We start from the raw sequence: 25,212 nt of genomic DNA on the forward strand, positions 1-25,212 counted from the left end.
CATGTTGATTTTTGCTATTGTTGTTTTTGTTTTGGCCGCTTTATTAGGCCTTTATCTCGCCAGTTTCATTTTAACCAATAAGAACACACCCAAAGGTGTGGCGCTGATTCATGGCGGTTTTGCCTTGACAGGCATTCTATTGCTTAGTGGGTATTCGCTGATGTATGACACACCGGTCTGGGCGCTGGTGTTCTTTCTGCTGGCCGCCATGGGCGGTGCATTCATGTTTTATCTCGATTTGACGGGTAAAAAGATTGCTAAGGTCCTGCCTTTGGGGCATGGCCTTATTGCTGCAGTTGGGTTAGTGCTGTTAGTCCTTTATGTTTATCAGGGGCATTCATCATGAGGCAAAAAAAACGCTACCTCTCCTGGTCGGCTATTTTTGCCGGCGCAGTCGCCGGGGTGGGGCTTAATTTCTTGCTGAATCTCTTGTCGCTCGGATTAGGAATCAGCAGTTTTTCGATCGACAGCGAAGGCAATACTTTTTTTTCCTTTGCCGGCTTTTTGTGCTTTTGCCTGGCGGCCATCCTAGCCATGTTCTCGACCGGCTGGATTGCTGGAAAATTAACCCCGGTGGTGGTAAAGGCCCGGGCCTTTGGCCTATTAATCGGATTTATCGCCTGGTCCATGCTGCTGATCATGACGATTATTTTAATCACCAACATGATTCAGTACGCGGCCTTCCATTCCAATTTTACTTCGAATCTGGTAGCTATCAAATTAACCAATGATGCACCCATGCTGACGGAGACCGTGGCTGATACCAGGAGAAAATCGCCGCTTCACATCAACATTGAGACCCGCAGGAAAGTGCTGACCTTAAATGCCTTTCTTACTTTTGTCCTGTTTTTTATCGGTTCCCTCAGTGGGTGTGTGGGAGGATTTTTGGGCTATACGCGATCGCCTGAAACCAATAGCCCGATGGGGGATTCTCCATGAAAATCATGATTTTAGGCGCCAATGGTTTTCTGGGTGAACACGTGACGAAACGTTTGCTGGACAGTGACCATGAGGTTCTTTGTGCAGCGCATCATCCTCACGAGGTTCTTAACCAATTCCCGAAAGCGCAGGTGATCGCCTGCGATTTTCTAGAGGATACCGCCTCGGCTATCTGGTTGCCGAGGCTTGAAGGCGTAGACGTGATCATTAACTGCGTCGGGATTTTTTATCATTTCAACAAGGCTGTGATTTGGACCCTGCATTACTTAGCCCCCAAAGCCCTTTACACCGCAGCGGAAAAGCAACAGGTAAAAAAGATCATCCATGTTTCAGCGCTCGGCATTGAACGGTATGACACGGAATACGCCAGAAGCAAGCTGGCCGTGGAAGAATGGTTAAAAACCTCGACGGTCCCCGCGTATGTGCTTCGTCCGTCATTTATTTATGGTCAGGGCGCCCGTGGCGGCATTGCCTTGATGGCCAGTCTCGCATCATTGCCCATCATTCCTTTACCAGGCCATGGCGAACAGTGTTTACAACCCATCCACATCGATGATTTGAGTGAGGCCATTCATCAATTGGTGGACAAACCGTTATCGCGGTTTGAAATCTTAACGGCCGTGAGCAGTCAGGAAATCAGTATCAGGCAGCTGTTGCTGAGCCTGCGGTCCTGGTTAAAGCTTAAACCCACGTTCATGTTGCCGCTGCCGCTCGGGTTATTAAACATTGCCGCATGGTTTGGCAATTTCATCTCGGGCTCGCGCATTAACAGTGCAGCACTGCAGATGCTTGAAAAAGGGAATACGGCCAGCCGGGAGGAGGTTCTTCAATTTGAACAGACAACCGAGGTTAAACCAAGGTCTTTTGACGAAGGGTTGCGGCAAACCCCGAGCACAGAGGGCGATCATCTGACCGCCCGGTTCATGGTGTTGACGCCGTTGCTTCGCCTAAGTCTGGCGTTCATGTGGATTGCCAGTGCGTTAACCAGCTTTTTTTACGGCAGGGACCATTCTTATGCCTTGTTATCGGAAATCAACATCCCTTCAGCATGGCAGCCCGGGTTACTCTATGGTGCAGCCACTCTGAATGCCATCATTGGGATGGCGCTGCTCCTGCACATCAAAACCCGTTTCTTTTGTTGGGTGCAACTGGCGGTTATTTTGGTTTATACCCTTATCATTTCCATCGCCTTGCCTCATTTGTGGTTGGAACCGTTTGGTCCGGTGGTAAAAAACATACCTATCCTGGTGGGCATTATCATGTTATGTGTTCTGGAGAGGGATTAATGCTTTATTTCTGGCTTAAATACATCCATGTCTTAAGTTCCACCGTTTTATTTGGCACGGGTCTTGGTACGGCCAGTGTGATGTTATACGGGCACTGCACCAAAAACGTCTCCTTAATGGCCGGCATCAACCAATACGTGGTCTGGGTCGACTGGCTGTTTACCGGCTCTTCAGGGGTTATTCAGGTTGTGACAGGACTGTGGATGGTGTATCTCGCAGGCTATTCCTTTACTTTGTTCTGGATCTGGGGTGCCATAATCGGTTACACGGTTACCGCCATCTGCTGGTTTATTGTGGTGTACCTGCAAATTAAAATAAAAAACATCACGGTTGAGGCCGCCAGGGCTAATCAGGCCCTGCCGCCTGCCTATTACCGTCACTTTAAGTGGTGGTTTCTATTGGGATGGCCCGCCTTCATCAGCCTGTTGATTGTTTTTTATCTGATGGTGATGAAGCCGGTCTCTGCCCTAGCTGTGTTTGGTTGAAAAGGCTGGGATTTGAATGCTCATGAGATTGCTGCTCGGGCTGTGTGGTTTAAAAAACAGCGAAGGAGTGCCCTTTGGCTGGTATGGGTGGTCCATGGGATAGAACACCAGGAGAGAATCAAGCGTGGAGAAGAGAAAGTCCATCAGAGATTTTAGTCTGGAATTGGATGATAAAACACCATAACCGTCTTTAATGGCACCCTGCATTTCCTTAAAAAAACGGAAAAACTGATCGCAGCGGTTGCCTTCTGCATGGAGGTTGGCAATAGCCTTGTACATGCGGCCAACAAGCGTGCCTGCCGCCAGTTTCAGTTCAGGATCCAGGGAGGCGATTTCCATCTCCAATTGGCTTAAGGTCTGACACAATTGCAGATAACATTCGGCTTCATGTTGGTGTCGACAAAAACCGAGTACAATGCTGGCATGGGGTGCTGTGGTTTCTGAAAGAAAAGCGGTTTCTTTGTCGTTTAAGTTAAATTTTTTCGCACGGGCAATTCCCCTGATCTGCCAAGGTTCTTTATGGGTGAGTTTGACCAGATGAAACCCTTCAAAGCCAGCTTCGATGGCTTCAATCAGCGCGCGGGCTTTATCCATATCGTCTACGTTTACCCGAATAACATTTTTCTTAAAGTAGGTTGCCAAAAATTTAACAGGCTGTTGTTTGGCAACCTGTTGCGGCGCTTCAAAGCAACCCTCTTCAACCAGAGCCGCTTTCATCGACAGGTTGGTTGTGTCTTCCAAAGCAGTCAGCATGTCTTTTTTTAATGTGGGGGAATTCCGGTGCTTTTTGTAATATTCCACAATAATTAAGGCTTTGTCGCTATTGTGCAGCAGGGATTCATAAACAAGTCCTAAACCCAATTGTGCGGTAATCAGGATGGCGGCCAGTGTCATGGCTGTGTCATTCACACTGAACGTCGTGCTGTCAAGGTAGCTGGACAGCTTGAGTTGAGTAACCATCTCCTGGGTTAAAACACTGACCTTTTCTCTGTCTTCTTTCAAAAGGTATAATTTTCCATTGACGTACTCCAACACCTGAGGCATCGATAGTACCCGTTTTAAGGCAATGAGGTCGAGGCGCTGCCGGGTGGGTATGGGGGCGTTAAAGTCCAGCCAGGGCAGGTAAGTGGGTGTACCGCATAGTGATGTCGCGGGCATTGTCGGGTTGGTATCTGAAAACCCATGGTCAATGAAGTGACATTGACCTCTGGCATCGATGACAATGTTCTCTGGTTTGATATCACCATGGCTGTAAGGTGTACCGGATTTTGAACTCAAGCCCCGATGCAGAGCATCCAGTTCCAGACAAATGTCGATTGCGATTTGCAAACGGCGGTCATTATCCAGCGAGAGAGGAAACAGACCCTGATGCGGGTAGAGTCCGAGCGAAGCATGGATCCGTTTTTTTAATGGTTCATCCATCAGGGTGTCGCAAAGCGCATGACCGATGTAATGGTATTCTCCGGCAGGAGTGGCTCTGATGATTTGATTCGCCTGTGTCTTAAAGGCATAGTTTAAACCGTTGTCCATTAGGTAGAGATAGAGTCTGTTCTGTCTAATCGCGGTATCCAGAGGCGGCTTTCTGCAGAAACAAGGGGTGAGATTTTTTTCCGCGCCGTCGATGTTTGCTTTTAAACGTTCAAAATCGCTCAGGGTATTTCGAACGCATTCCTCAATGGAGGGATAATCCTCATTCACCGGGAGGTCCAGCCGGCTTACGGCATCGCCTCCTTTCAGTTTATGGTTTTTATTTTCCATGAATTTACATTGCAGCTTATTGTCCTTTTGATAAAGGTAAAGCGTGTGGTCGTTGATGGTCTGATCAGGCGGTTCAACGAGGCACACCTGCAATTCGTAGTTTCTTAACAGTGTAGAGAGCGATACCCCAAGATTCGCCTGATGAGTATAAAATTTAGTTTTCTCTGGATGTTTAACTTTTCCACGTGAGAAAGGCGTGCCGTTGCTCAGCTTGAGATCACTTAAAATCACGGCTTCCTTCGGTGTTTCATTGTGTGTCTCTATTTTAACAACCGCAAGTTCCCCTTTTTTATTTTGTATGAATTTAACCTTTCCAAAACTCCCCTGGCCCACAATGGCTTCTGGTGTTTTACCCTGAGCCAGGGCAAAAATTTCGCCGTCTATTTTGATAAAGGAATGGAAGGTATTGCTTACCGTGCCGGTTTTGTCTGATGTATAGGTATTGAAAAGCTCGGGGCGTTTGGTGCGGGCGGCCATGTCCCCTGAGGCGGTTCGTACAGCAGAATAGCGTAGAATCGTGCCATCGGGTTTATTGCTTAACTGGTATTCTGCGACGCGCCATTCTTCAGGGGATAAGTACATGATTTTTTTGTCATTGTGTAAGCAGGACGCACATTGTACATTGTAAATACTTAAGGGGATATTAATAAGTTCAGTCCGGGTCCTGGAAAGACGTGATTTAAGCAGTTTAAATAAAAAGGAAAAAATCGTGCGCCATCATTTGTTGATTTTTTGAACTACGAAGAGGTCGCGGGTGGCCATGAAAAAGAATTCCTGCGTTATTCGCAAAAATTGCTTGACAGTCATTGAGGGCCTAATTAAACTTCGAATCTCAATTTTAGGGGCTATAGCTCAGCTGGGAGAGCGCTTGCATGGCATGCAAGAGGTCGGCGGTTCGATCCCGCCTAGCTCCACCATCAACTCTCGGGTTGATGAATAAGTTCCAGGTCCCCATCGTCTAGAGGCCTAGGACATCGCCCTTTCACGGCGGTAACGGGGGTTCGAATCCCCCTGGGGACGCCATTTTTGGTGTGTGTTACAAATCGCGTTACAAAGTCAGGGTCCCCATCGTCTAGAGGCCCAGGACATCGCCCTTTCACGGCGGTAACGGGGGTTCGAATCCCCCTGGGGACGCCATCGTTTTCCAACGATGGCTTTACAATCGCTCAAAAATCGTTCTTGTATTAAATCCAAACAATCGTTCGTGCATGCGGTAGGCGTATTCATCTGTCATGTTGGCAATGTAATCGCAGACAATACGAAAGGCTTCCTGATCACTGCGTGCCTCATTAAACAACTGCCGGTTTTTCATGTCGAGCAGACTGCCGGGGTTGGAACTGATGGCTTCAAACAGACGAAGCACCACCGTTTGCCCGCCGTATTCAAAGGTTCTTGCCTCCTGGGAATCAATCACATGGCGATAAATGCAATCCATTAAATAACCTAATAATGCCTGAGCTTCCGGGATTAAAACCATGTTGTGTTTTAACAGATTGTCACTGAAATCAGGATTGATAATTCGCACCTGCGTGGAGGTGATGAGGTAATTGACAATCTCACCAATGGCTTGTTTGCGCAGAAAAATTTCACTGGCAAACAGATTATCCAGAAGCGCTGCCTGTTCCCGGCCCAAAGGCGTGGCCTGAAGCAACTGCCGGAAGGTGTCATTGTCCAGTTGATCCCTGTCAATCAGGCGTAAATGAATCGCATCCTCCAGATCATGCACACCGTAGGCAATGTCATCGGCGATGTCCATGATGGAACAATCAAAGGAGTGGTAGGCGGCCTTGCCGTGCTGGCGGCCTGACGGATTGGATTGCAGGGATTGAAACAGGGTGCGATCCTCCTCGCAAAACGGCGACAGCAACCAGTCCACCTCCGGTTGTTCACAATCAAAATAGGCTTTAGGCGGCAGCCAATCATTGATCCGGATGGTTTTATGCATCATGGGCGCGTGTTCAGGCCGTTCAGGGGCGACCACCTGGCTGCGGCTGACGGGGTATTTAAGCAGCCCAAGCAGGGAGCGACGTGTCAAATCAAGCCCAAAGGCGCCGTAACTGTTTTCGACCTTGGTCAGCAGGCGCAGTGTCTGTCCATTGCCTTCAAAACCACCATAGTCACGCATCATGAAATTGAGGGCCACTTCACCGCCATGGCCAAAGGGCGGATGACCAATGTCATGTAAAAGGCAGATGACGGTAATCAGGTCGTCGCTGGGCAGAAGGCTCAAGACAATGCCTTCCCGGAGATTAGTGGCTAAATTACGCACGATGCTGTGCCCGATGGAGGCGACCTCCAGCGAATGGGTGAGGCGGGTACGATGAAAATCGCCCTCGTCTGTGCCTAAAATCTGGGTTTTTCGCTGCAGGCGCCGAAACGCCGGGCAATGGATGACCCGCGTTCTGTCGCGTTCATAAGGGTCGCGGTGATCGTGGGTGCCGCGTTGATGGATTTGCCCGGAGCGTCGATGAGTCCACATAAGTCAATTCAACCAAAGGAAATGGAATACTTTATGCTATCTTTGTTATAGAACTCAAGATTTCACTGCAACACAGGGAAGAATAAGAAAAAGGGGGCATTATGAATCGTTTACAACGACTGGTTCTTGGTTTGGGCGCCGGCGCCTTATGTTCCTGTACGGTCAATGACTCACCAGATTACAGCCAGTATGCGTCTTACAATTATTCCGAGTTGCAATACAGCCAGACTTATGATGTCAATCCGGATAACTATTCACAATATCCCATTACCGGCAGCGGCATGGTGACGGTTCCCGAAAGCTACCACGTGGGCGCTTACCATTCACCCACACGGGCTAAGGATCGAGACAGAAATTGGGTCAGTAACCAGAATCCCCAAGGGTATACGATTGAAATAGCCAGTGATCAAAAAGCCTCGAAAGTGGCCGGCAAACTGTATAAAGCCCCTAAAAATGACCGCATGGCGGAAATCAAATACCATCAAAACGGCAGTACCTACTATAAAGGCCTCTATGGCAGTTACAACAGCTATGAAGAAGCACAAAAAGCCTTAAACGCCTTGCCGGATGATTTAAAGCAAGGGGCAGGAATTAAAAATTGGGGCAGTGTGCAGAGCAACATGGCGGACTGAGGAGTTCGCCTGATTTCTTTCGTCATCAACAACGGCGTCAAAAATACCTACGATTCCTATCGCGGGCTTTTTGCCTGGCCATATGTTTCAAGCATGGGCATTGTGATATAAAATTATTCAGATAAAGGGTCGATGCCTTCTCCTGTTTTGAAAAGGAGAAGCACTGAATCTAAACATTCTGGATTCTAAAGTATGCACAATAAATTATTTCATCACCTGGGGCTGATGTATAGCGTATCCAGTGCGACTACTTCGCAACGTCATACAAGTACCATGACCCATGATTTGGATTTACCGCGTTTGCTGCAAGGGAAAAAGGATTGTTGGCGCTTGCCCAAGGCCATCAGTCAGCTTAAAAAGAAAAAAATCATTCTTACCCGTACTGAAAACAAGACTCAGGCATTTGAGCAGGATGCCATTTTGTTATGGACCGCCTTGCTTAATCAAGGTTATGAACTTTATGCGTACACAGAGACATTAATCCCAATAAGAACCCAGGCTGATTTAGTCCGATTATTGCCTCAGACCTTGCCGCCGTCCCACCGAATGATGCGGCAATTGGCTGATGCGAATATCAGTCGTGATGAAGCATTTGTGGCTAACCCCAGGCAAGTTGAAAAGTTAATGCATTCCTTTCCCAAGAAAATATGGCAAAAAAAAACCAGTGATCCATGGTATCAATCGGTCAATGCCATGGACATAAAAGATGCCTACGCGTTTCTGGATAAAAGCGAGCCTATTCATGTGACTATCGACTCGAAGGCGGGCCTAGAGGCTTGGCAGAGTAAAGAAAACCAGTCTGTGCGTCAATCGATTCTCAAAGGCAATGTTTTCATTTTATTGAAATACAATAAAACCATCGGCAGTTCCTTAATGCAAGAGAGTGGGCTACTGGGCACCATTAATGGATTAATCATCAACGAAACCCAGGAGAATCTGCCGTTTAATAAACTGTTGTCCTTAATAAAGACATGCCCTCATTTAAAACACCTGGGTTTTTCTGACTACACTTTCCAAAGCGGCGAACTTGCTCAATTGATCAATGCCTGCCCCCGGTTAACCGGTTTGAATTTAGGACTGGCTAATTTGGAAAAAGGGTTTACTCAGCAGCTCGAAAAGCACGCGATGAAGAACCTGACTTATCTCAATTTAAGTTTGACGAGTATCGAAGACGATGATTACGTTCGCTTAATCCACCAAGCCTCGAATCTGACGGAATTACTCTCACCTCCGGTATCCCAGATGACCTCACCTGAGGCAGTGGTCCACCAATTCAGCCCCAAAACAGTAGCCAATCTTGAAAGTTACCAACCCAAATTAAAAAAAGGGAAGCTCATTCATTATCTGAATCATCCTGGTATGATGGAATCGGATACCTTCGGTTTTAAATCCTTCATGCCATCTTCTCTTTTTTCGTTAACCGAAGACAGGTGGCGCTTCGTGATGCAGCGGATGCCGCGGCTTGAGCACCTGAAAATCGATCCTAATTTTAGCCCGGGTGACACTTTCTTTTCTGAGTTGGGTGAATTTCCCAGTCTGACTCATCTTGAGGTTACACAAAGTAATCGTCTCGGACAAGGACTGACTAACGAGAGCATAGGATTGTTACTTGGCCACTGCCCTCAACTGCGTTCGTTACAAATTGAATCCAATGCACTGATTGATAACGTAACTGCTGGTTTACATCAAAAGGGGCTTACCCATTTAATTTACCTTGATTTGGCCGGTCCTGTGAGTGAATCCGGGCTGGCTTCCCTGCTCAATGCGTCGTCGCAGTTAATGATGCTTACTGTGAGGCACATCGAAGCAGAGAAGGGGGATTTTTTATCTTATTTGAACCCAGAGAGTCTTGCCTGTTTGCGTGTATTGAATATTGCGTGCGATGGAAACGATAACCTGTTTATCCCTCTGCTCAATCAGGCCCGCCAGTTAACCGAATTAAATTTTGAACTAGTTGTCAATGTTCCTTTAACCTACATCACGAAGCTGGTCCAGAATGACTTATTACAACGGTTGTCTTTAAAAGGGGTTACCAATCACAAAGACGCTACGTTAGATATTTTTCTGCAAAAATTTCCAGCAATAACCCAATTGTCATTAACCAATTGCAGTTTCGATAGCAAAAATGGCTTTACGTTTCCAGAATCACCGGCATTGGAAAATCTAAAGGAATTGGTCATTGCAAAATCTTACATCACCAATGACGTGTTAGCGGCTATTTTAAACCGTTGTAAACAGTTAACGACCTTATCCATCGATCCATCCTCCTCCAACCAGCTGACGGAAGACCTGCTTTTTATGCTGGATGCGGAAGCTCTGGACAGGGTTTATACCCGTTTTCCTGCTTTAGTGAAAAGCCTTCGCAAGAGTGAGAACTATTTTAATAATCAATCGAAAATGGAGGGCGGTTCACTTGAAATCAACGAATACTCCTCCCAATATTCAACGAGCGGCCATTCAACAAGTAGCCATTTCCCAGACAAGGCTCAACACACTCTCAGGGGAAAAAATAAACCATCGAAGGAAATTGATAAGAACACTGGCTTAAAAAACGTTGACGTCAGCACCTCCCAGGTGTTTTATTACAAACCGGACTCAAAATACCTCTTACCTGATCATTACCGAAACCAGGTCTTTCCAAAACTGCAGCGGAAAGGGCAGGTTAAACTCGTCGAAACCAACGACAAACAATTCAAGGCAGTGAAGGTCGATCGTGTTGACGATCTGAAGTCCGTGTATTTCAGTCAATATGAAACTAATCTCACTTATTATCTGGGTAAACAAATTGTTTCAGGCGAAACAGCACTCCCCTCATTATCCCCCTCTGATCGCCTGGTTGGCTTTGAAACCAACCCAAAGGTTGATGTAGAAATCGTGTATTGCGAGGAGGAAAATTTATACTACGTGAGGCCTAAGGATCCCTCAAAGACGATTTTAACGGTGACCTATTTAATCCAGTCGGATTATTATTATGAAATGACGCAACCAGCGCCTGCTCTGGATAAAGTCAATCCTGAGGATATTCTGGCACTGCAGCAGGTGATGTTTGATGAAAACGGCGATTACCTCGACACGCCTGCATTAAAAAAAATAAGATCCTATCCTTATGAGCAACGCCGCAATGTACTGATGGCCTTTTGCCAATTTGATCTCAACGATTTAAAGGGGAATACCAACAGCAGCGTCGCAATCTTAAACAGCATTATTCATGAGCGCCAGGGAGTCTGCCGGCATAGAACTTGGGCCTTTATGGCCCTGGCAGACGTGCTGAATCTCGAGGCGCGGGCCATTTACAATGACTGCCATGCCTACATTGAAGTCAAAGAGCAGGGCGGCTGGCGTCGAGTGGATTTGGGAGGGGCTCCTGTCAATCAAAAAATTGAGACCTTAGAGACCAGCAAGCCAAAATCCAGGGCCATGCCGGCTAAAGAACAGAATAATAACAATCCAGCCATCGTACCTAAAAAGGCAGTTTCTTTAGACAATAACAAATACAGAACCTGGGATACTCTCCGCTCAACAGCGACCAACTATTCCCACTATGCTGACGAGTTGTTAAAAGCAGGTGCGCAGTTGCCGGATGGCCTTCAAACGATTTTATGCACCTTAAAATCAAACCAGATCGAATCCGTGCATGCCGCCTTATACCAGCGTGTGATCGAGAAAAAAAACCGATGTTTCTACATCAACAGCCTCGATGACATCAGCGAATTCTCCTGTGTAATCGATAATGCTACCGGAGACTATCATCGCGTCGACAGCCCGGTGATGCGCTTTGTTAAAGAAGCCAAGCCGGGTGATGTGTTATGCATCAACTGGTCAAATTTCGAGGCACAGCATGTCGGCTACAACTCGATAATGGATAAAATAAGGACATTAAACGGGGTGAAGCTGCCGGAAGGGCTGACGGTCATTGGCGTGTTGCCCGAGGGGCAGGCCATGGGTGAAGATTTCTACTCGCGCTTCCGTGTAAAAAGCCAATGTTCAGCGGCATTAAAGGGAGAGCCCCCAACCCCTGCTGCCGTATCGACACTGACTAAGGAGCAGGAAAACTGGGCTAAGATTGATTTTTTTGGGGAGGACTGGGAGTCTGAATTAAAAGGCCAGTTTCAAATCCAGGGTGAACGTTATCAATTTTTAGAATCGGAACTGGTGGCGGCATTAAAAGGCAATAAACCCGGCCTCATCTTGAGAAATGCCCCCTGGCATGACGAGGCCTTTCGGCTGTTTATGCGCGAAATCAACCTTAATCGCAAAATCACCATCAATGGTAAAGACTATGCCATACCGGAGCATTTTCAGTTTATTCGTCTGGATGTCCCGTATGACTACGGTTTAGCGAAATACACCATTGAAAATAAAGCATCAAGCCCGCCCGTCAAACAACAATGGGTGCTGAATGCCTATACTGTCAATCATTTGTTCAAACACTACCGTGTCGAAAAAGAAGGGCTTGTTGAATTACCGGGTTTGTTGGCGGCCTATAAAAATAAAACCTTACCGCTTCATGTTACGGACACGTTAAGTAAAGAACAGTGGGCCCGCATTATCATGGAAGCTGGCAAACAGAACACGTCGTTATACATTACCTGTTCTCCTGATGTGACCATCCCGGCTGAAATGAAGACCAGCCAAACAGCCGTCAAATTCAGTGTTGACGAGGAGAAGCCGGAGTGCAAGTCCGCCGTCATAGTGACCAATGACATTCATTTTGCAGAAAAACAACTGGATTGGAAGGATCCTTTGGTGATCCCGGTCGATGAGCACACAACCTATGCCGATCTCATCGAAAACATTGCAATCCGTGATGGGGACAATGGCAAAAAGCGGTTTAACCATCAAATCGGTGCAATCCCCAGCCATGCCGATCGCTCCATTGTTTTAAAAGGTCGATTGTCGCCTGTTTTAGCCAGACAGATTGAATCGCTGTTTTTACCCGATGGTTACATGATTTTAAATGGCGACCGAATCAAAGCCCCAAAAAATAAACTGGTGTTGATTACCGATGATGTAAATCCTTTCCCCACAGCGAGAACCAGTGATCTCCGCTATACCCAGGAAGCGTACTGGCAGGCTTTGAAAAAAGACTATCCGGATGAGGTTGAGCGATTAATCCCCGTTTGCCGTGAATATTGCAAGCTAAGCGGTTCCAGACCGTTTGATTACATTCAATGGGTGACCATGCTTGCGTTCATGAAAACCCATCCTGAAAGTAATCCGTTGAAACAGATTTTACGATTGGAAAAAACGTATCAGGCCAACAAAGCCTTTGCCGAAATGGCATGGGGAACAGCCTTTGATAAAAAAGTAAAATCGGACGCCGTGCTTCCCATTATGGAGAAACGCCGTGAAAAACTGTTTTCTCATCTCCATGTGTCGCCCTATGTGTTTATCGTTGGAGCGTCAGGCGTAGGCAAGACTACGTTTATACAACAGGAACTGAAAAAAGCCCATGGAGAAGATTACGCACTCTTTACTGGACTGGATAAACTCAGCGCCTGGCTGCAATCCGACAAAGAACACAATTACCTGTTTATTGACGAAGCCAATTTGCTGGCACCCGGGGTTTTGGATCGTTTCGAAGGGTTATTCAGCAATCCGCCTTCTGTGCTGGACGGTGATCTCAAGCCTGTTTCAAAAAAACACCAGGTTATTTTCGCCGGTAATTTTGGTTATTTTGCCGATCGTGAACGGCATCGCTTTCTTGCGGATCGAGGCCATGTTATTACGTTTAAAGAATTACCGGATGGCTTCCTGACAAAGCATATCATTGCGCCGGTGGCCAAGCCCTTATTTAAAGACGATCCTACCCCGATTTTTAATGAGGTCTTTTTAAAAGCGTACCATCGCGTGAACAGCCAATTTCCGGATAAACACCCGGTGACTGCCCGAAACCTGCAGATGATGGTGTTGCGGGCATCGCAATCCCACCTCAAAACCGGTGACATGAAAACAGCGGCTTGCCTTGCAGTCTACGATGAAATAAGCGGCATGATGAACCGGGAGCATCGAAAAGCATTGCAAGAATGGCTTGCGGAAAATTTTGGCGTCTCGGTGAAACAGGTCAAAGCCGAATTAAAAAAGCAGACGCAATTTAAAAACGATGCTTTTTTAATGACTAAAAAGCGCATTAATCCCCTGCGCATACTCAATGATGCATTCAATATCAGGGAAATCAAAAACAGCGTGACAGGGCTTCAGGCTGTGGGGACGTGTGGACTGATTTTTGAAGCGGAAGCCGGGGAAGGCAAGAGCCGTATGGCCATGGAGTTTTTGAAGTCAAGAAACATCAGTCCAGCCAATCCCGATGGGGTCAACACCAAAGACAATTATTATTATCTCACGCCGACGGATCCAGCGACCATGGAAAAGCGGTTGGTCAAGGCTTTCCATGAGGGGGCTGTTGTCGTGATTGATGAAATGAATTCCTTACCCCTGGAGCGGGTGCTTAACGCGTTGCTTTCAGGTGTTGATTTGGAAGGAAAACCGGCAGCAAATCCGGGTTTTTTTGTGATCGGTACACAAAATCCCATCCACTATGGTAAACGGCAGGCCTTATCTGATGCGCTGCTTAATCGGTTTCAGAAAGTGAATCTTAAGCCTTATACAAAAGACGATTTGGTTTTAATCAAAAGTCAGCTTCTCGGGAGCAGTAAAAAGGCCATGCAGGAAGTGGATGAATTTTAGCGGCAAGAGAGTATGCGCTGAAAGAGGGATTATCACCGGCTCCCACTCCCCGCGATTTATTCAGCTAAACCGCGCATCCGGGTTTTAAGTTGCAGCCAGCAGAACCATCAGCTTAACGACCCCGGGGGTTTCGGTTTTATCCATATGAACTTGTTTGAGCGTCACCGTGTAGTTGTTGTTTAAGGTCCACAACCAGCGAAGGATCGCCGCATAAGGGACCTGTTCAAAACTCAGCTGGATATCGCCGACGCCGGTTTGTTCGAGCTGGTAGGGGAATGGGCTGAAGGTCTTGTTGCTTAATTGCGAGGCGATGACGGACAGTAATTTGCTGTTATCAATGGCCTTAAGGGATTGGCGTTGCCCACCTTGCCGCTTTATCCCCTGCATCCACACCAGGGTTTCGCTTTTTTCTTTTAATTGTTGTGTGTGGGTGCTTACCGCAGTCGTCAGTGGGGAATAAATGAATAAATAAAAACCATACACCATCACCGACAGGGCGGCAATCACGACCATCCAGCGTTCGCGTTCGTTTAAATTCTGCCAGTAAGCAATCACAGAGTAAGCTCCAGGGTACTGACCACTTTGTCCTCGACCGTCGAGGCCTGGTTTTGTTTTACTGCTACTTTGTCGCTTTTCAGACGGTTTTGCAAGGCTTCAAGGCTTGCGAAGTCGCTGGTGGATAAACTGACCTGCAGGGTTTTAGTCTGAAAACGCAATTGATCAATCTGAATGGTTGATGCGTTGGTTGCGGCTGCGAATTTATTAAGCAGCACAAAGAAGGGCTGATCCTGGGTGCCCTGATTGCTTTTTAAATACTGGGTGATACGAAAGCGCGGACTAATCACCTGTTTTGCCTCTGGGAAAAACTGCCGGTAAATCACAGCAATCTGGCTGTCGATGGCCGCGATTTTATTGTTTAATTCCTGAAGCTTAATCCAGTTGACGGCGATAAGGCTCGTTACCCAGAGGAGAACCATGGCCGCTGCGGCAATCAGCCAGTGTTTCAGGCTGGCTTTGGCTGAGCCGTATGTCAGGGATCCCTGGCCCAGATCAAAGGGTTTGTTTTGTAATAAGCGCCCAGCCAGCCACTCATGCGACTCTTTGTCAGTCGCCAAGGCATGGGCAGGAATGCGCTCAGCCGGAGTGTCGGTAAAAAAATAGACCTTTTGTTCGCTCTCTTCAGGCAGGAGGTCTTGCAAATCCTTCGTCAATGCGCCACGAAAAGGGTCGCTGTGAATTAATGAATACTCGGGTAGAATACAGGCTTCGTGGGGGTTTAAGGCAAACCAGTCCACGGTTAATGCGTCAAAGTCAATGCCGTTGTCCTTAAGACGCCCAATGATGTCCTGAAGGTAGGTCCTGTCACTGACCACCACCAGATAATGGCCTTCGCTGTAGTATTGGCGGTCAAAGGCAAAATGCAATTCATCGACATTCTGAGCCAATTGATCTTCCAGGGCATAAGGCAGGGCGGCTCTGGCTTTCTTGTCGCCAAGCCAGGGCAATTGCACGGAATGGAAGGTAAAATGCGTGGCCGGAAGCACCACGACGGTTTTTGTACCGCTTTGCAGTTGGCGTATGTCTTCAAAACGACGCAAAGCGCGGCCTTGAGCAACCTGATTATCCTGCTCGATAACCACGCTGACACACCCTTCATCCGTTAATGACTCAGCAAAGAGAAATGTGGTAGCCACGCTAACATCCTTGTTTAATGATACGGCCTGTTGCCAAGGGGCAGCAGGTCTTGAGTACCCTGAGTTCCTCAGGCATAGGCAAATTGTTTACCCTTTTGATTCGCTGTCCACTGCGCCTTTAACTGCTGCGACAGCAGGTACACGGCTAACGCGTATTGCGGACTGGAATTGTAACGGGTAATGACATAAAAATTGGGATAGGCTAACCAATACTCGGGGCCGGTTTGCGTGGTTAATTCAATTAAGCCGGCTTTCTGCGGTTGATTGAGCGCGGCAGTCAGCGGTTTGACGCCGGCGGCAGCCAATTGCCTCATGCTGTAAACAGCGCTCCGATAATTGGTATTGATGCGTTTGACGCCATAACCGTTGACTTTGGCCGGCTGCGCGATGCCCTGATTGTTTTTCCAGCCATGCTTGTGGAAATAATTGGCGATGCTCGCAATGACCGCCTGATCATCGTTCATTAAATCCTTTTTGGGGTTGTTGGTGAAATCGGCGGCAAAAGTACGGTAACTGCTGGGCATGAATTGTGGTTTGCCCATGGCGCCGGCATAAGAGCCCATGTACTGTGTGGGTTTCACGTGGTGTTCGCGGCATAACAGTAAGAATTCGCCCAGTTCCTTAGTAAAGAAACGTGAACGTTTGGGGTAATTAAAAGCCAAGGTCGACAGGGCATCGATGACGCGGTAATTGCCCTGATTTTTACCGTACAGGGTTTCCACACCAATGATGGCGACAATGATGTTGGCAGGAACCCCGTAGTGTTTTTCAGCTTTGGCCAGTGTGGCCTGATTGGCTTTCCAGAATTCCAGGCCACCCTGCAGACGCTGGGGTGTCAGGAACAGTTGCTTGTAAACATCCCAGGTTTTTTTCTCATAGGGTTTTTCCATGGATTCAATGATTTGCGGCTGTAACTGCACTTCGCTCATCACAGCTGTCAGTTCCTGGCGGTTAAAGTGGTGTTGTTTAACCATGGTGTTGATAAAATTTTGAACGTCTTTGCGTTGCGTAAATGCGCGATCGGCATGGGATAAACCATGGGTTAACAGAGCCAGGAGGGTAAGGCAGAAAGTAGCAAGTCGTCGCATGGGGCATCCCTTTAAATGTTTGATCAAAAAAGCCGATTGTAGTAAAAAATTAAAACAACAGCAAATCGAATTGGTCACTTTTGACTAAAAATAATCCGTTATCTTGGCCAGTACGGGTTAACCAATCCTAGACCCAGTGGATCATCGCTATTTTTACAGCATTTTGCAATCACAGCGATTTTTTCGGAATAAATTGAGGCATACATGGCTTGAGAGACTTTCTGCCGGACGATTATTGAGCTAAAATGCCCCCTTTTATAAACAGGTTTTCCACTTGAGCGACTTAACTCGAATCCGCAATTTCTCCATTATTGCCCATATTGACCATGGTAAATCCACATTGGCTGATCGCTTCATACAACTCTGCGGCGGCTTGAGCGACCGGGAAATGGCGGATCAGGTGCTTGACTCCATGGACATTGAGAGAGAACGGGGGATTACCATCAAGGCCCAGAGCGTCTCCTTAAACTACAAGGCCCGTGATGGCAAAACCTACCTGTTGAACTTTATTGACACCCCCGGACATGTGGATTTCAGCTATGAAGTATCCCGATCGCTGGCGGCCTGCGAAGGGGCCATTCTGGTTGTCGATGCGGCTCAGGGTGTGGAAGCCCAGACCGTGGCAGTCTGTTACACAGCCATTGATCAGGAACTCGAAGTCCTTCCCGTGTTGAATAAGATTGATTTGCCGCAGGCTGAACCCGAGCGGGTTATCGCTGAAATTGAAGACATCATTGGCCTTGAGGCACACGATGCCATTCGTGCCAGCGCGAAAAGCGGGCTGGGTGTGGAGGATGTGCTTGAAGCCCTGGTAGCGCGTATTCCGCCGCCAGAGGGCAAGATCGAAGCGCCCCTGCAGGCCTTGATCATCGATTCCTGGTTTGACAGTTATCTGGGCGTCGTGTCGCTTGTCCGTATTATGAACGGGGCCATGCGCAAAGGCGACAAGATGAAAGTCATGTCCACGGGCCGGACTTATGAAATCGATCAGGTCGGTATTTTTACACCCAAGCGCACCCGACAGGAGGTGTTGCAGGCCGGCGAAGTGGGCTATGTGGTGGCGGGTATTAAAGACATTCAGGGTGCGCCGGTCGGTGATACCTTAACCCTTGAAAAAAATCCTGCCGCAGCGCCGCTTCCCGGGTTTCAACGCGTCAAGCCCCAGGTTTACGCCGGCCTTTTTCCCATCAGTGCCGATGATTTCGAAGCCTTTCGCGAAGCCCTGGCCAAATTAAGCCTCAATGACGCTTCACTGTTTTATGAACCCGAATCGTCAGAAGCCTTAGGATTCGGTTTTCGCTGCGGCTTTTTGGGCATGCTGCACATGGAAATTATCCAGGAACGTCTGGAGAGGGAATACAATCTTGATTTGATTTCAACGGCACCCACCGTGGTGTATAAAGTCGTCACCACCAAGGGTGACACGGTGATGATCGATAATCCCTCACAATTGCCGCCAACGCAGCAAATCAAACAAATGTTTGAACCGATTGTCCGCGCCAACATTTTAGTGCCTCAGGATTATCTGGGGCAGATCATCACCCTTTGCGTCGAGCGTCGCGGCGTGCAGGTTAACATGATGTACAGCGGCCGTCAGGTGTCGGTGACTTATGATTTGCCCATGAGCGAGGTGGTGTCAGATTTTTTTGATAAATTAAAATCCGTCAGCCGCGGTTATGCGTCACTGGATTATAATTTCCTGCGTTTTGATGAGGCGGACATGGTCAAAATGGATGTCCTTATCAACAGCGAAAAAGTGGATGCGTTGGCGGTGATTGTCCATCGCGATGCCGCTTATACCCGCGGCAAGGCCCTGGTTGAAAAAATGCGTGAACTCATTCCGCGCCAGATGTTTGATGTCGCTATTCAGGCAGCCCTTGGCAACCACATCATTGCCCGCCAGACGGTGAAAGCCCTGCGTAAGAACGTAACGGCCAAATGTTATGGGGGTGATGTAACCCGTAAGCGTAAACTGTTGGAGAAACAGAAAGCCGGTAAAAAGCGCATGAAGCAGGTAGGCCATGTGGAAATCCCACAGGAAGCGTTCATGGCTGTGTTCCAAACCGACAGGAAAAAATAATTGAAGGCCGCAATTGATTTTATAGGAAATCCAACATGAATTTTGCTTTATTGCTAGTTGTTTTATCCGCTGTATCCGGGTTCATCTATTTATTGGATATTCTTTTTTGGGCAAAAAAGCGGGAACCGGATGAGCAACCTGGAAAAATCATTGAGTATTCCCGCTCCTTTTTTCCAGTCTTTTTTATCGTGCTTCTTTTGCGATCGTTTTTAGTTGAACCCTTCCGCATTCCTTCCGGTTCTTTGGAACCCACGTTGCTGGTGGGGGATTTTCTGGCCGTGAATAAATTTGCCTATGGCCTCCGTTTGCCGGTCTGGGAAAAGAAAATTATCCCCATTGCCAATCCTAAAACCGGCGAAATCGCCGTCTTTCGCTGGCCGCCCAATCCAAGCTATGATTATATAAAGCGGGTTATTGGTGTTCCGGGTGATAAAGTCAGTTATCGTAATAAGGTACTCTACATTAATGGTCAGGAGGCCAGGCAGAAATTCATCGAGTACACAACGGATGAGAGCTCCGGTAAGGCCGTGGCGCGGTACAGTGAGAATTTAAACGGTGTTGAGCATGATATTTATGTTCGCCCGGATATCCCGGCATCCGATTTTGAAATTGAAGTACCGCCGGGTTATTATTTCATGATGGGCGATAACCGTGACGACAGTGCGGACAGCCGCTTCTGGGGGTTTGTTGAAGACCAATACCTGCGCGGCAAGGCCTTTTTTGTGTGGATGAGCTGGAATGGTAAAACCGACAGTCTGCGTTGGTCTAAAATAGGGCGTTTTATTCATTAATCAAGGAAGGAATCAGGATGCGTAAACAACAGGGACTCACGTTAATCGGTATGTTGTTCACGGTTATTGTCGTTTGTATCGCCGGTCTGGTCATTATGCGGGTCGTTCCGGTCTACATTCAGCATTTTGAGGTCAAACGCTCCATCAGTGCGCTTGAAAACATTGATGCGGCGGAATTCAGCACGGACACGGCGGCCAATGCGATGGTTTTACGCAAGCGTCTGGCGAACCAGTTCACCATCAATGGCCTGGATGATATCAAACTGGATGAGGTCAACATTGTTCCCGACGGCCGGGGCAATTTTAACATTAACGTCAAATACACGGTGGTCAGACCCTTGTTTTATAACATCAGTCTGATGTTCAATTTTGACGAGACCAAAGAGGTTAATATTGGTAAAAAGTGATTTACAGCGCCTTTGCAGGCGCCTGGGTTATGAATTTAAAAGCATTCATCACTTAAAGCGGGCCTTAACTCACTGCAGCATGGGCAGTGAAAACAATGAACGCTATGAATTTCTGGGCGATTCCATTCTCAGTTTCATTATTGCCGATGCTCTGTTTCAATTATTTCCCGATTGCAGCGAAGGTAAACTAAGCCGCCTCCGCGCGTTTTTAGTCAAAGGCGAAATGCTGGCTGAGATTGCCATGGAACTTGAGCTTGGCGATTACCTTTATCTTGGACAGGGCGAATTAAAAAGCGGCGGTTTCAGAAGGGCATCCACATTAGCCGATGCCCTGGAAGCGCTAATCGCCGCGGTGTACCTCGATGGTGGTATTGACGCCAGCCGCCAGATGATTCACCACCTGTTTAAAAGCCGTTTGCAGGACGAAAGCCTGCATGACAATTTAAAAGACGCAAAAACCTTGTTGCAAGAGTATCTTCAATCGCAAAAAATGCCGCTCCCGGAATACCTGCTTGATAAAACGGAAGGGGAAGAACATGATCAGGTTTTTTATATCACCTGCAAAGTGCAGGGCGTGAACGCAATGACCCAGGGCGTTGGCGCTAGCCGACGTAAAGCTGAGCAGATTGCAGCCCGATTATTGTTTCAACAGTTAAAAAACAAGCCCTGATTCAGGGCTTACTCCTCCAGTGAGCTGACAATGGCCAGCCATTCCTCTTCGGCCTCAGCCAGGGCTTCCCGCTGTTGATGTTGTTCAGCCAGCAACGTGTTTAATTTATTCTGCTGGTCAGGTTCATACAGGGAGACATCTGCCAGGGCCTGTTCAAGCGCGGACAATTGAGTTTGACGACTTTCAATCAACTGCTCCAGCTTTTTCATGCGGTTTTGCAGACTGCGCTTCTCTTTGTATTGGTTGGCGTTGTTGGCAGACGGGGTTTCCTTTTGACTGTCTTTGGTCTGCAGCCATTGGTAATAATCATCCAAGTCCCCTTTAAAGCCCTGCACCTGTTGCTGATACACCAGATAAAAATCATCCACTGTCGTTTTTAACAGGTGGCGATCATGAGAAATCAGAATCAAGGCGCCTTCATAACTTTGCAGGGCAATCTCAATGGCTGCCCGCATGCCCAAATCCAGGTGGTTGGTCGGCTCATCAAGGAGCAGCAGATTGGGTTTTTGCCAGACCAGTTTGGCTAAGGCAAGCCGGGCTTTCTCTCCGCCTGAGAAGTGGGTGATGGGGTTAACGGCCATGTCGCCGATAAAATTAAACCCGCCAAGGTAATCACGAATGGCTTGTTCCCGCGCATCGGGCGATAAGGCCTGGATGGTTTGCAGGGGACTGGCCTTATCGTCCAGTTCATCCAACTGGTGCTGAGCATAGTAGCCGATTTTCAAATGCGGCGAGCGGTGAATGTCGCCGGCCAAGACAGGCAGGCCGCCGGTTAAGGTTTTAATGAAGGTTGATTTACCTTCGCCGTTGGGGCCGAGCAGGGCAATCCTGTCGCCTGGGTTTAATATCAGATTCAAGCGTTTAAGAATGGGGCGGCCAGGATCATATCCGGCAGCAACCTGCACGCAGTTAAGCAGGGGATTGCCGGCACGCGGACAAGGGTAGAATTCGAACGAAAACGGCGAATCCACCTGGGCCTGGGCGACGATGTCCATTTTGGCAATGGCATTCAGACGGCTTTGTGCCTGCTTGGCTTTGGATGCTTTGGCGCGAAAACGGTTCACATACGCCATCATGTGGCTGATTTTCTGTTGCTGCCTTTCATACATGATTTGCTGTAAAGCCAGCTGTTGGGCGCGGGTTTGCTCAAAACGGCTGTAATTGCCGCTGTAAAGCGACAGGGTCTGATTTTCAATGTGCAGAATATGGCTGACAAAGGCATCCAGAAACTCACGATCATGTGAAATCAGTAAAATACTGCTGGGTGACTGTTTCAACCATTTCTCAAGCCAGAAAATGGCCTCCATGTCGAGGTGGTTGGTGGGTTCGTCAAGCAGCAGCAAATCCGCCGGCTTCATGAGACAGCGCGCCAACGACAGGCGCATGCGCCAGCCGCCGGAAAAACTGTTGACCGGATGTTGTTGTTCGGACGGTTTAAAGCCTAAGCCGGACATGATCGCGGCAGCCTGAGACGGTTTACTGTAACCCCCGGTTTCGTTTAAGCGGGTGTGGCAATCGAGCACTGCCTCATGGTTGCCGCTGGCTTCGGCTTCCTGCAATCGTTTTTGCAGGTTGAGATACCCGTCATCGCCGGCCAACACAAAATCAAGCGCCGCCTCGGTACTGTCTGGAATTTGCTGCGACAAATGGCTGATGCGTGTGTGCGGATTAAGGAACCATTCCCCGCTGTCATGGCCAAGCTGCCCAAGGAGTAGAGAAAAAAGGCTGGATTTACCGCAGCCATTATTGCCGACAAGACCGACTTTCTGTTTTTCATAAAGGGTCACGCTGGCATTCTGCAGAAGCACTTTATTGCCGCGGGACAGGGTAATTTGCCGCAGGGTTAACATAGCCACATCAAATCAATACAAAGAGGGGCTATCCTATCATAATTTAATCCCTTTTAGACCGCTTTTTCTTGCCAGCGACTATGCCATCCTGCCGGAGTCGCAGTATAATACCGTCAATTTGCTTTACAGGTTGCCTGATGTACAAACACGATTTTTATTTTGACTTACCCGAAGAACTGATTGCGCAATACCCGCTGCCCGGACGAAGCGATTCCCGTCTCCTGGTTTACCACCGGGATGATGAGCAGTACCGGCATCAGCAATTTAAGCAATTGCCCGATTTTTTAAATGAAGGGGATTTGCTGGTAATGAACAACAGCAAAGTCATTCCTGCACGTTTTTTCGGGAAAAAGCCCAGTGGCGGTCAGGTCGAATTCCTCATCGAACGCCTTAAGCCGGACAATCAGTTTATAGCCCATATCAAAGCCAGCAAAGCCCCCAAAGCCCAAATGATCATTGATTTGGCGAATGGGTGGCAGGTTCAGATTCTTGCCAAACAGGACGATTTGTACCATTGCCAGACGCTGGGCGATTTGGAAACCATGCTCGCAGACATTGGTCACATTCCATTACCCCCCTACATTACCCGCCACGATGAAAAAGCGGATTTTGAGCGCTACCAAACCATTTATGCCCGTCATAAAGGCTCTGTGGCAGCGCCCACGGCCGGTTTGCATTTTGATGATTCCCTGATGGAGCGGCTTCAGCAAAAGGGTGTTCAGATTGCCTATTCCACCTTGCATGTGGGGGCGGGAACATTCAGACCGGTTCGCTGCGAAGCCATTAAAGACCACAAAATGCACAGCGAACAATTGATCATCAGCGACGCGCTTGCTGAAGCGGTGAACCGCACGCGTGCGTCGGGTAGACGCGTGATTGCCGTCGGAACCACGGCCCTTCGCAGCCTCGAAAGCGCTGTGGTTGACGGACGACTGCAAGCCTGCGTTAAAGAAACGGATATTTTCATTTACCCGGGCTATGAGTTTAAAATCTGTGATGGTTTAATCACCAATTTTCATCTGCCGGAATCCACCTTACTGATGCTGGTTTCTGCATTCATCGGTCATGCCCGGGCGATGGATCTCTATCGCGAAGCCATTGCAGAGCGTTATCGCTTTTTCAGTTATGGCGATGCCAGTTTATTGCTTTAATTACCGAGACTCTTATGCCGACAACGCCCAGCCTTGTTCCTGTTTTAACGTCCCATGCCGGCAGTTGCCTGACTTTAGACAACTGGCAAAAAGCCGGCATTACCCTTGCGGCCTTGTACCTTGATGCCCTGCTGATGAAGCCCGGTCTGGATTTTCTTAAATCCTTAAGCGGCCTGAAAAGCTATTATCCCTGGTCGGGGGAGTTGGTCCTGAACGCATCGACCCTGAAAGAAAACAAAGCAGGGCATTACCGGGTGCGATCCCACTACGATGGGGAAATTATCCAGTTGGACGCGGCCGCTGTTTTTGCATTAATCATCGCTTTAAAACCGGACTATGCCGTACTGTCCCCGAGCCTTGCAAACCAGTGCCAGGTGCTTAAACCCGAGTGGCAAGGGATTCGGCTTCTTTCTGATGAAGAGGGAACTTATCGTTACAGTAACCGTCTGGATGCGTTTCTGGCGGTCGAAGGGAACGCTGGACTGGTTGAGGCCGACTTTCCGGCGGATGACGCCATCAAGGGCCATGTGTATGATCAGGGGCAGGTCATGGATCTGCTGGATAGTCAGTACAGCCAGGATTTTACTGTGCTGTCAGCAGGATGCACCTGCCCTGTCTGTCGTCAGAATTATACCCGCGCCTATTTTCATCACCTGCTTCAGCATACGCCTTTGCTGGCCCAAAGGTTTTTAATCCAGCACAATGTTCATTATTGTCAAAACCATTGATAAATAGCCACTCATGCGATGAATTTCCCGTGAATGTTCATTTACCTTGGCGTGAAATCTCGCTATGATGTCACGCTATCTTGGCTGCCCGCATCGTTTCATGCGGAGCAGGCAGTGAACTTGAGGAGAGTGTGATGAGTTTTTTTATTAGCGATGCAATGGCGGCGGCAACATCGGCTGCGCCGGCTAACCCATCTGAAAGTGCGTTTTCACTGATTATGATTGTGGCTATTTTTGTATTGTTCTATTTTATGTTGATAAGACCTCAGAACAAGCGTGCCAAAGAACATCGTGAAATGGTTACTGCACTGAAAAAGGGCGATGAAATTGTCACGTCTGGCGGCATTGTCGCTAAAGTAGTCAGTCTTGATGAGCAATTCATTAAAGCCAGCATTGCGGAAGGTATTGAAATCAGTATCCAGCGTAATGCGGTGAGTAATGTGTTGCCCAAAGGCACGATTAAATCCCTCTAAGTTTGTCACAGGGA

General features: G+C 48.0%; 19 protein-coding genes and 3 tRNA genes. 16 read left to right on the plus strand and 6 right to left on the minus strand.

Annotated elements, in window-relative coordinates:
* The first annotated feature begins 1 nt into the window (after window position 1).
* The 4 genes from Lrub_RS10965 to Lrub_RS10980 are packed head-to-tail and all read left to right on the plus strand — an operon-like array spanning window position 2 to window position 2,710.
* A complete protein-coding gene (locus Lrub_RS10965) occupies window positions 2-346 on the plus strand; it encodes a hypothetical protein (protein ID WP_058532134.1) in 345 nt (114 codons plus the stop codon).
* Window positions 343-939 (plus strand): hypothetical protein, encoded by a 597-nt coding sequence (locus Lrub_RS10970; protein WP_058532135.1) that lies wholly within the window; start codon window positions 343-345, stop codon window positions 937-939. Before Lrub_RS10965 ends, Lrub_RS10970 begins: the two co-directional genes overlap by 4 nt.
* A complete protein-coding gene (locus Lrub_RS10975; protein ID WP_058532136.1) occupies window positions 936-2,225 on the plus strand; it encodes an SDR family oxidoreductase in 1,290 nt (429 codons plus the stop codon). Before Lrub_RS10970 ends, Lrub_RS10975 begins: the two co-directional genes overlap by 4 nt.
* Window positions 2,225-2,710: a DUF2269 family protein gene (locus Lrub_RS10980; RefSeq protein ID WP_058532137.1), complete on the plus strand. Its 486-nt coding sequence runs from the start codon at window positions 2,225-2,227 to the stop codon at window positions 2,708-2,710. Before Lrub_RS10975 ends, Lrub_RS10980 begins: the two co-directional genes overlap by 1 nt.
* Here Lrub_RS10980 and Lrub_RS10985 read toward each other — a convergent pair.
* Window positions 2,693-5,050, minus strand: a complete 2,358-nt coding sequence (locus Lrub_RS10985) for a serine/threonine-protein kinase (RefSeq protein WP_058532138.1) — start codon at window positions 5,048-5,050, stop codon at window positions 2,693-2,695. The two genes, Lrub_RS10980 and Lrub_RS10985, sit on opposite strands and share 18 nt — an antisense overlap.
* Window positions 5,051-5,309: 259 nt before the next feature.
* Here Lrub_RS10985 and Lrub_RS10990 point away from each other — a divergent pair.
* From Lrub_RS10990 to Lrub_RS11000, 3 genes are all read left to right on the plus strand, one after another.
* A tRNA-Ala gene (locus tag Lrub_RS10990) sits at window positions 5,310-5,385 on the plus strand.
* Between the two features lie 30 nt (window positions 5,386-5,415).
* Window positions 5,416-5,491, plus strand: a tRNA-Glu gene (locus Lrub_RS10995).
* A 38-nt stretch (window positions 5,492-5,529) separates the two neighbouring features.
* Window positions 5,530-5,605 (plus strand) — tRNA-Glu (locus Lrub_RS11000).
* 19 nt (window positions 5,606-5,624) lie between these two features.
* On the opposite strand, the gene Lrub_RS11005 is transcribed toward Lrub_RS11000, so the two are convergent.
* Window positions 5,625-6,947, minus strand: coding sequence for an anti-phage deoxyguanosine triphosphatase (locus Lrub_RS11005; RefSeq protein ID WP_058532139.1), 1,323 nt, complete (start codon window positions 6,945-6,947; stop codon window positions 5,625-5,627).
* Between the two features lie 101 nt (window positions 6,948-7,048).
* On the opposite strand from Lrub_RS11005, the gene Lrub_RS11010 reads away from it, so the two are divergent.
* Window positions 7,049-7,579 carry an SPOR domain-containing protein gene (locus tag Lrub_RS11010; protein ID WP_058532140.1) on the plus strand — a complete coding sequence of 177 codons (531 nt, stop codon included), beginning with the start codon at window positions 7,049-7,051 and terminating at the stop codon, window positions 7,577-7,579.
* A gap of 192 nt (window positions 7,580-7,771) precedes the next feature.
* Complete coding sequence (locus Lrub_RS11015; RefSeq protein WP_058532141.1) at window positions 7,772-14,266, plus strand: hypothetical protein; 6,495 nt, start codon at window positions 7,772-7,774, stop codon at window positions 14,264-14,266.
* Window positions 14,267-14,350: 84 nt separating this feature from the next.
* Here Lrub_RS11015 and gspM read toward each other — a convergent pair whose 3' ends face one another.
* The 3 genes from gspM to mltB form a co-directional block, all read right to left on the minus strand.
* Window positions 14,351-14,821, minus strand: a complete 471-nt coding sequence (gene gspM, locus Lrub_RS11020) for a type II secretion system protein GspM (protein ID WP_058532142.1) — start codon at window positions 14,819-14,821, stop codon at window positions 14,351-14,353.
* Window positions 14,818-15,960 (minus strand): type II secretion system protein GspL, encoded by a 1,143-nt coding sequence (gspL, locus tag Lrub_RS11025; protein ID WP_058532143.1) that lies wholly within the window; start codon window positions 15,958-15,960, stop codon window positions 14,818-14,820. The genes gspM and gspL overlap by 4 nt, the downstream gene beginning before the upstream one ends.
* Window positions 15,961-16,028: 68 nt before the next feature.
* Window positions 16,029-17,048 (minus strand): lytic murein transglycosylase B, encoded by a 1,020-nt coding sequence (mltB, locus tag Lrub_RS11030; RefSeq protein ID WP_058532144.1) that lies wholly within the window; start codon window positions 17,046-17,048, stop codon window positions 16,029-16,031.
* A gap of 274 nt (window positions 17,049-17,322) precedes the next feature.
* Between mltB and lepA the strand changes: the two genes are divergently transcribed.
* From lepA to rnc, 4 genes are read left to right on the plus strand one after another with little or no spacing between them, the layout of a single operon-like run.
* Complete coding sequence (lepA, locus tag Lrub_RS11035) at window positions 17,323-19,128, plus strand: translation elongation factor 4 (RefSeq protein ID WP_058532145.1); 1,806 nt, start codon at window positions 17,323-17,325, stop codon at window positions 19,126-19,128.
* Window positions 19,129-19,163: 35 nt separating this feature from the next.
* Window positions 19,164-19,919 (plus strand): signal peptidase I, encoded by a 756-nt coding sequence (lepB, locus tag Lrub_RS11040; protein ID WP_058532146.1) that lies wholly within the window; start codon window positions 19,164-19,166, stop codon window positions 19,917-19,919.
* Window positions 19,920-19,936: 17 nt separating this feature from the next.
* On the plus strand, window positions 19,937-20,326 hold the full coding sequence (locus Lrub_RS11045) for a DUF4845 domain-containing protein (protein ID WP_058532147.1): 390 nt from the start codon (window positions 19,937-19,939) through the stop codon (window positions 20,324-20,326).
* Window positions 20,310-20,996 carry a ribonuclease III gene (rnc, locus tag Lrub_RS11050; RefSeq protein WP_082651506.1) on the plus strand — a complete coding sequence of 229 codons (687 nt, stop codon included), beginning with the start codon at window positions 20,310-20,312 and terminating at the stop codon, window positions 20,994-20,996. The genes Lrub_RS11045 and rnc overlap by 17 nt, the downstream gene beginning before the upstream one ends.
* A gap of 8 nt (window positions 20,997-21,004) precedes the next feature.
* On the opposite strand, the gene Lrub_RS11055 is transcribed toward rnc, so the two are convergent.
* Complete coding sequence (locus Lrub_RS11055) at window positions 21,005-22,846, minus strand: ABC-F family ATP-binding cassette domain-containing protein (RefSeq protein ID WP_058532149.1); 1,842 nt, start codon at window positions 22,844-22,846, stop codon at window positions 21,005-21,007.
* Between the two features lie 137 nt (window positions 22,847-22,983).
* On the opposite strand from Lrub_RS11055, the gene queA reads away from it, so the two are divergent.
* From queA to yajC, 3 genes are all read left to right on the plus strand, one after another.
* On the plus strand, window positions 22,984-23,997 hold the full coding sequence (queA, locus tag Lrub_RS11060) for a tRNA preQ1(34) S-adenosylmethionine ribosyltransferase-isomerase QueA (RefSeq protein ID WP_058532150.1): 1,014 nt from the start codon (window positions 22,984-22,986) through the stop codon (window positions 23,995-23,997).
* A 14-nt stretch (window positions 23,998-24,011) separates the two neighbouring features.
* Window positions 24,012-24,725, plus strand: coding sequence for a hypothetical protein (locus tag Lrub_RS11065; RefSeq protein ID WP_058532151.1), 714 nt, complete (start codon window positions 24,012-24,014; stop codon window positions 24,723-24,725).
* A 134-nt stretch (window positions 24,726-24,859) separates the two neighbouring features.
* Complete coding sequence (gene yajC, locus Lrub_RS11070) at window positions 24,860-25,198, plus strand: preprotein translocase subunit YajC (protein WP_058532152.1); 339 nt, start codon at window positions 24,860-24,862, stop codon at window positions 25,196-25,198.
* Window positions 25,199-25,212: the final 14 nt, after the last annotated feature.

The organism is Legionella rubrilucens, from assembly GCF_001468125.1.
Taxonomy (GTDB): Bacteria; Pseudomonadota; Gammaproteobacteria; order Legionellales; family Legionellaceae; genus Legionella_C; species Legionella_C rubrilucens.

Excerpts from the sequence above, each read along its gene's own strand:
- mltB (WP_058532144.1), bottom strand. The coding sequence starts at position 17,048 with ATGCGACGACTTGCTACTTTCTGCCTTACCCTCCTGGCTCTGTTAACC.
- Lrub_RS11065 (WP_058532151.1), top strand. The coding sequence starts at position 24,012 with ATGCCGACAACGCCCAGCCTTGTTCCTGTTTTAACGTCCCATGCCGGC.
- Lrub_RS10980 (WP_058532137.1), top strand. The coding sequence starts at position 2,225 with ATGCTTTATTTCTGGCTTAAATACATCCATGTCTTAAGTTCCACCGTT.
- Lrub_RS11005 (WP_058532139.1), bottom strand. The coding sequence starts at position 6,947 with ATGTGGACTCATCGACGCTCCGGGCAAATCCATCAACGCGGCACCCAC.
- queA (WP_058532150.1), top strand. The coding sequence starts at position 22,984 with ATGTACAAACACGATTTTTATTTTGACTTACCCGAAGAACTGATTGCG.
- Lrub_RS11055 (WP_058532149.1), bottom strand. The coding sequence starts at position 22,846 with ATGTTAACCCTGCGGCAAATTACCCTGTCCCGCGGCAATAAAGTGCTT.
- yajC (WP_058532152.1), top strand. The coding sequence starts at position 24,860 with ATGAGTTTTTTTATTAGCGATGCAATGGCGGCGGCAACATCGGCTGCG.
- Lrub_RS11045 (WP_058532147.1), top strand. The coding sequence starts at position 19,937 with ATGCGTAAACAACAGGGACTCACGTTAATCGGTATGTTGTTCACGGTT.
- Lrub_RS10985 (WP_058532138.1), bottom strand. The coding sequence starts at position 5,050 with ATGTACTTATCCCCTGAAGAATGGCGCGTCGCAGAATACCAGTTAAGC.
- Lrub_RS10970 (WP_058532135.1), top strand. The coding sequence starts at position 343 with ATGAGGCAAAAAAAACGCTACCTCTCCTGGTCGGCTATTTTTGCCGGC.
- Lrub_RS10965 (WP_058532134.1), top strand. The coding sequence starts at position 2 with ATGTTGATTTTTGCTATTGTTGTTTTTGTTTTGGCCGCTTTATTAGGC.
- Lrub_RS11010 (WP_058532140.1), top strand. The coding sequence starts at position 7,049 with ATGAATCGTTTACAACGACTGGTTCTTGGTTTGGGCGCCGGCGCCTTA.
- lepB (WP_058532146.1), top strand. The coding sequence starts at position 19,164 with ATGAATTTTGCTTTATTGCTAGTTGTTTTATCCGCTGTATCCGGGTTC.
- Lrub_RS10975 (WP_058532136.1), top strand. The coding sequence starts at position 936 with ATGAAAATCATGATTTTAGGCGCCAATGGTTTTCTGGGTGAACACGTG.
- Lrub_RS11015 (WP_058532141.1), top strand. The coding sequence starts at position 7,772 with ATGCACAATAAATTATTTCATCACCTGGGGCTGATGTATAGCGTATCC.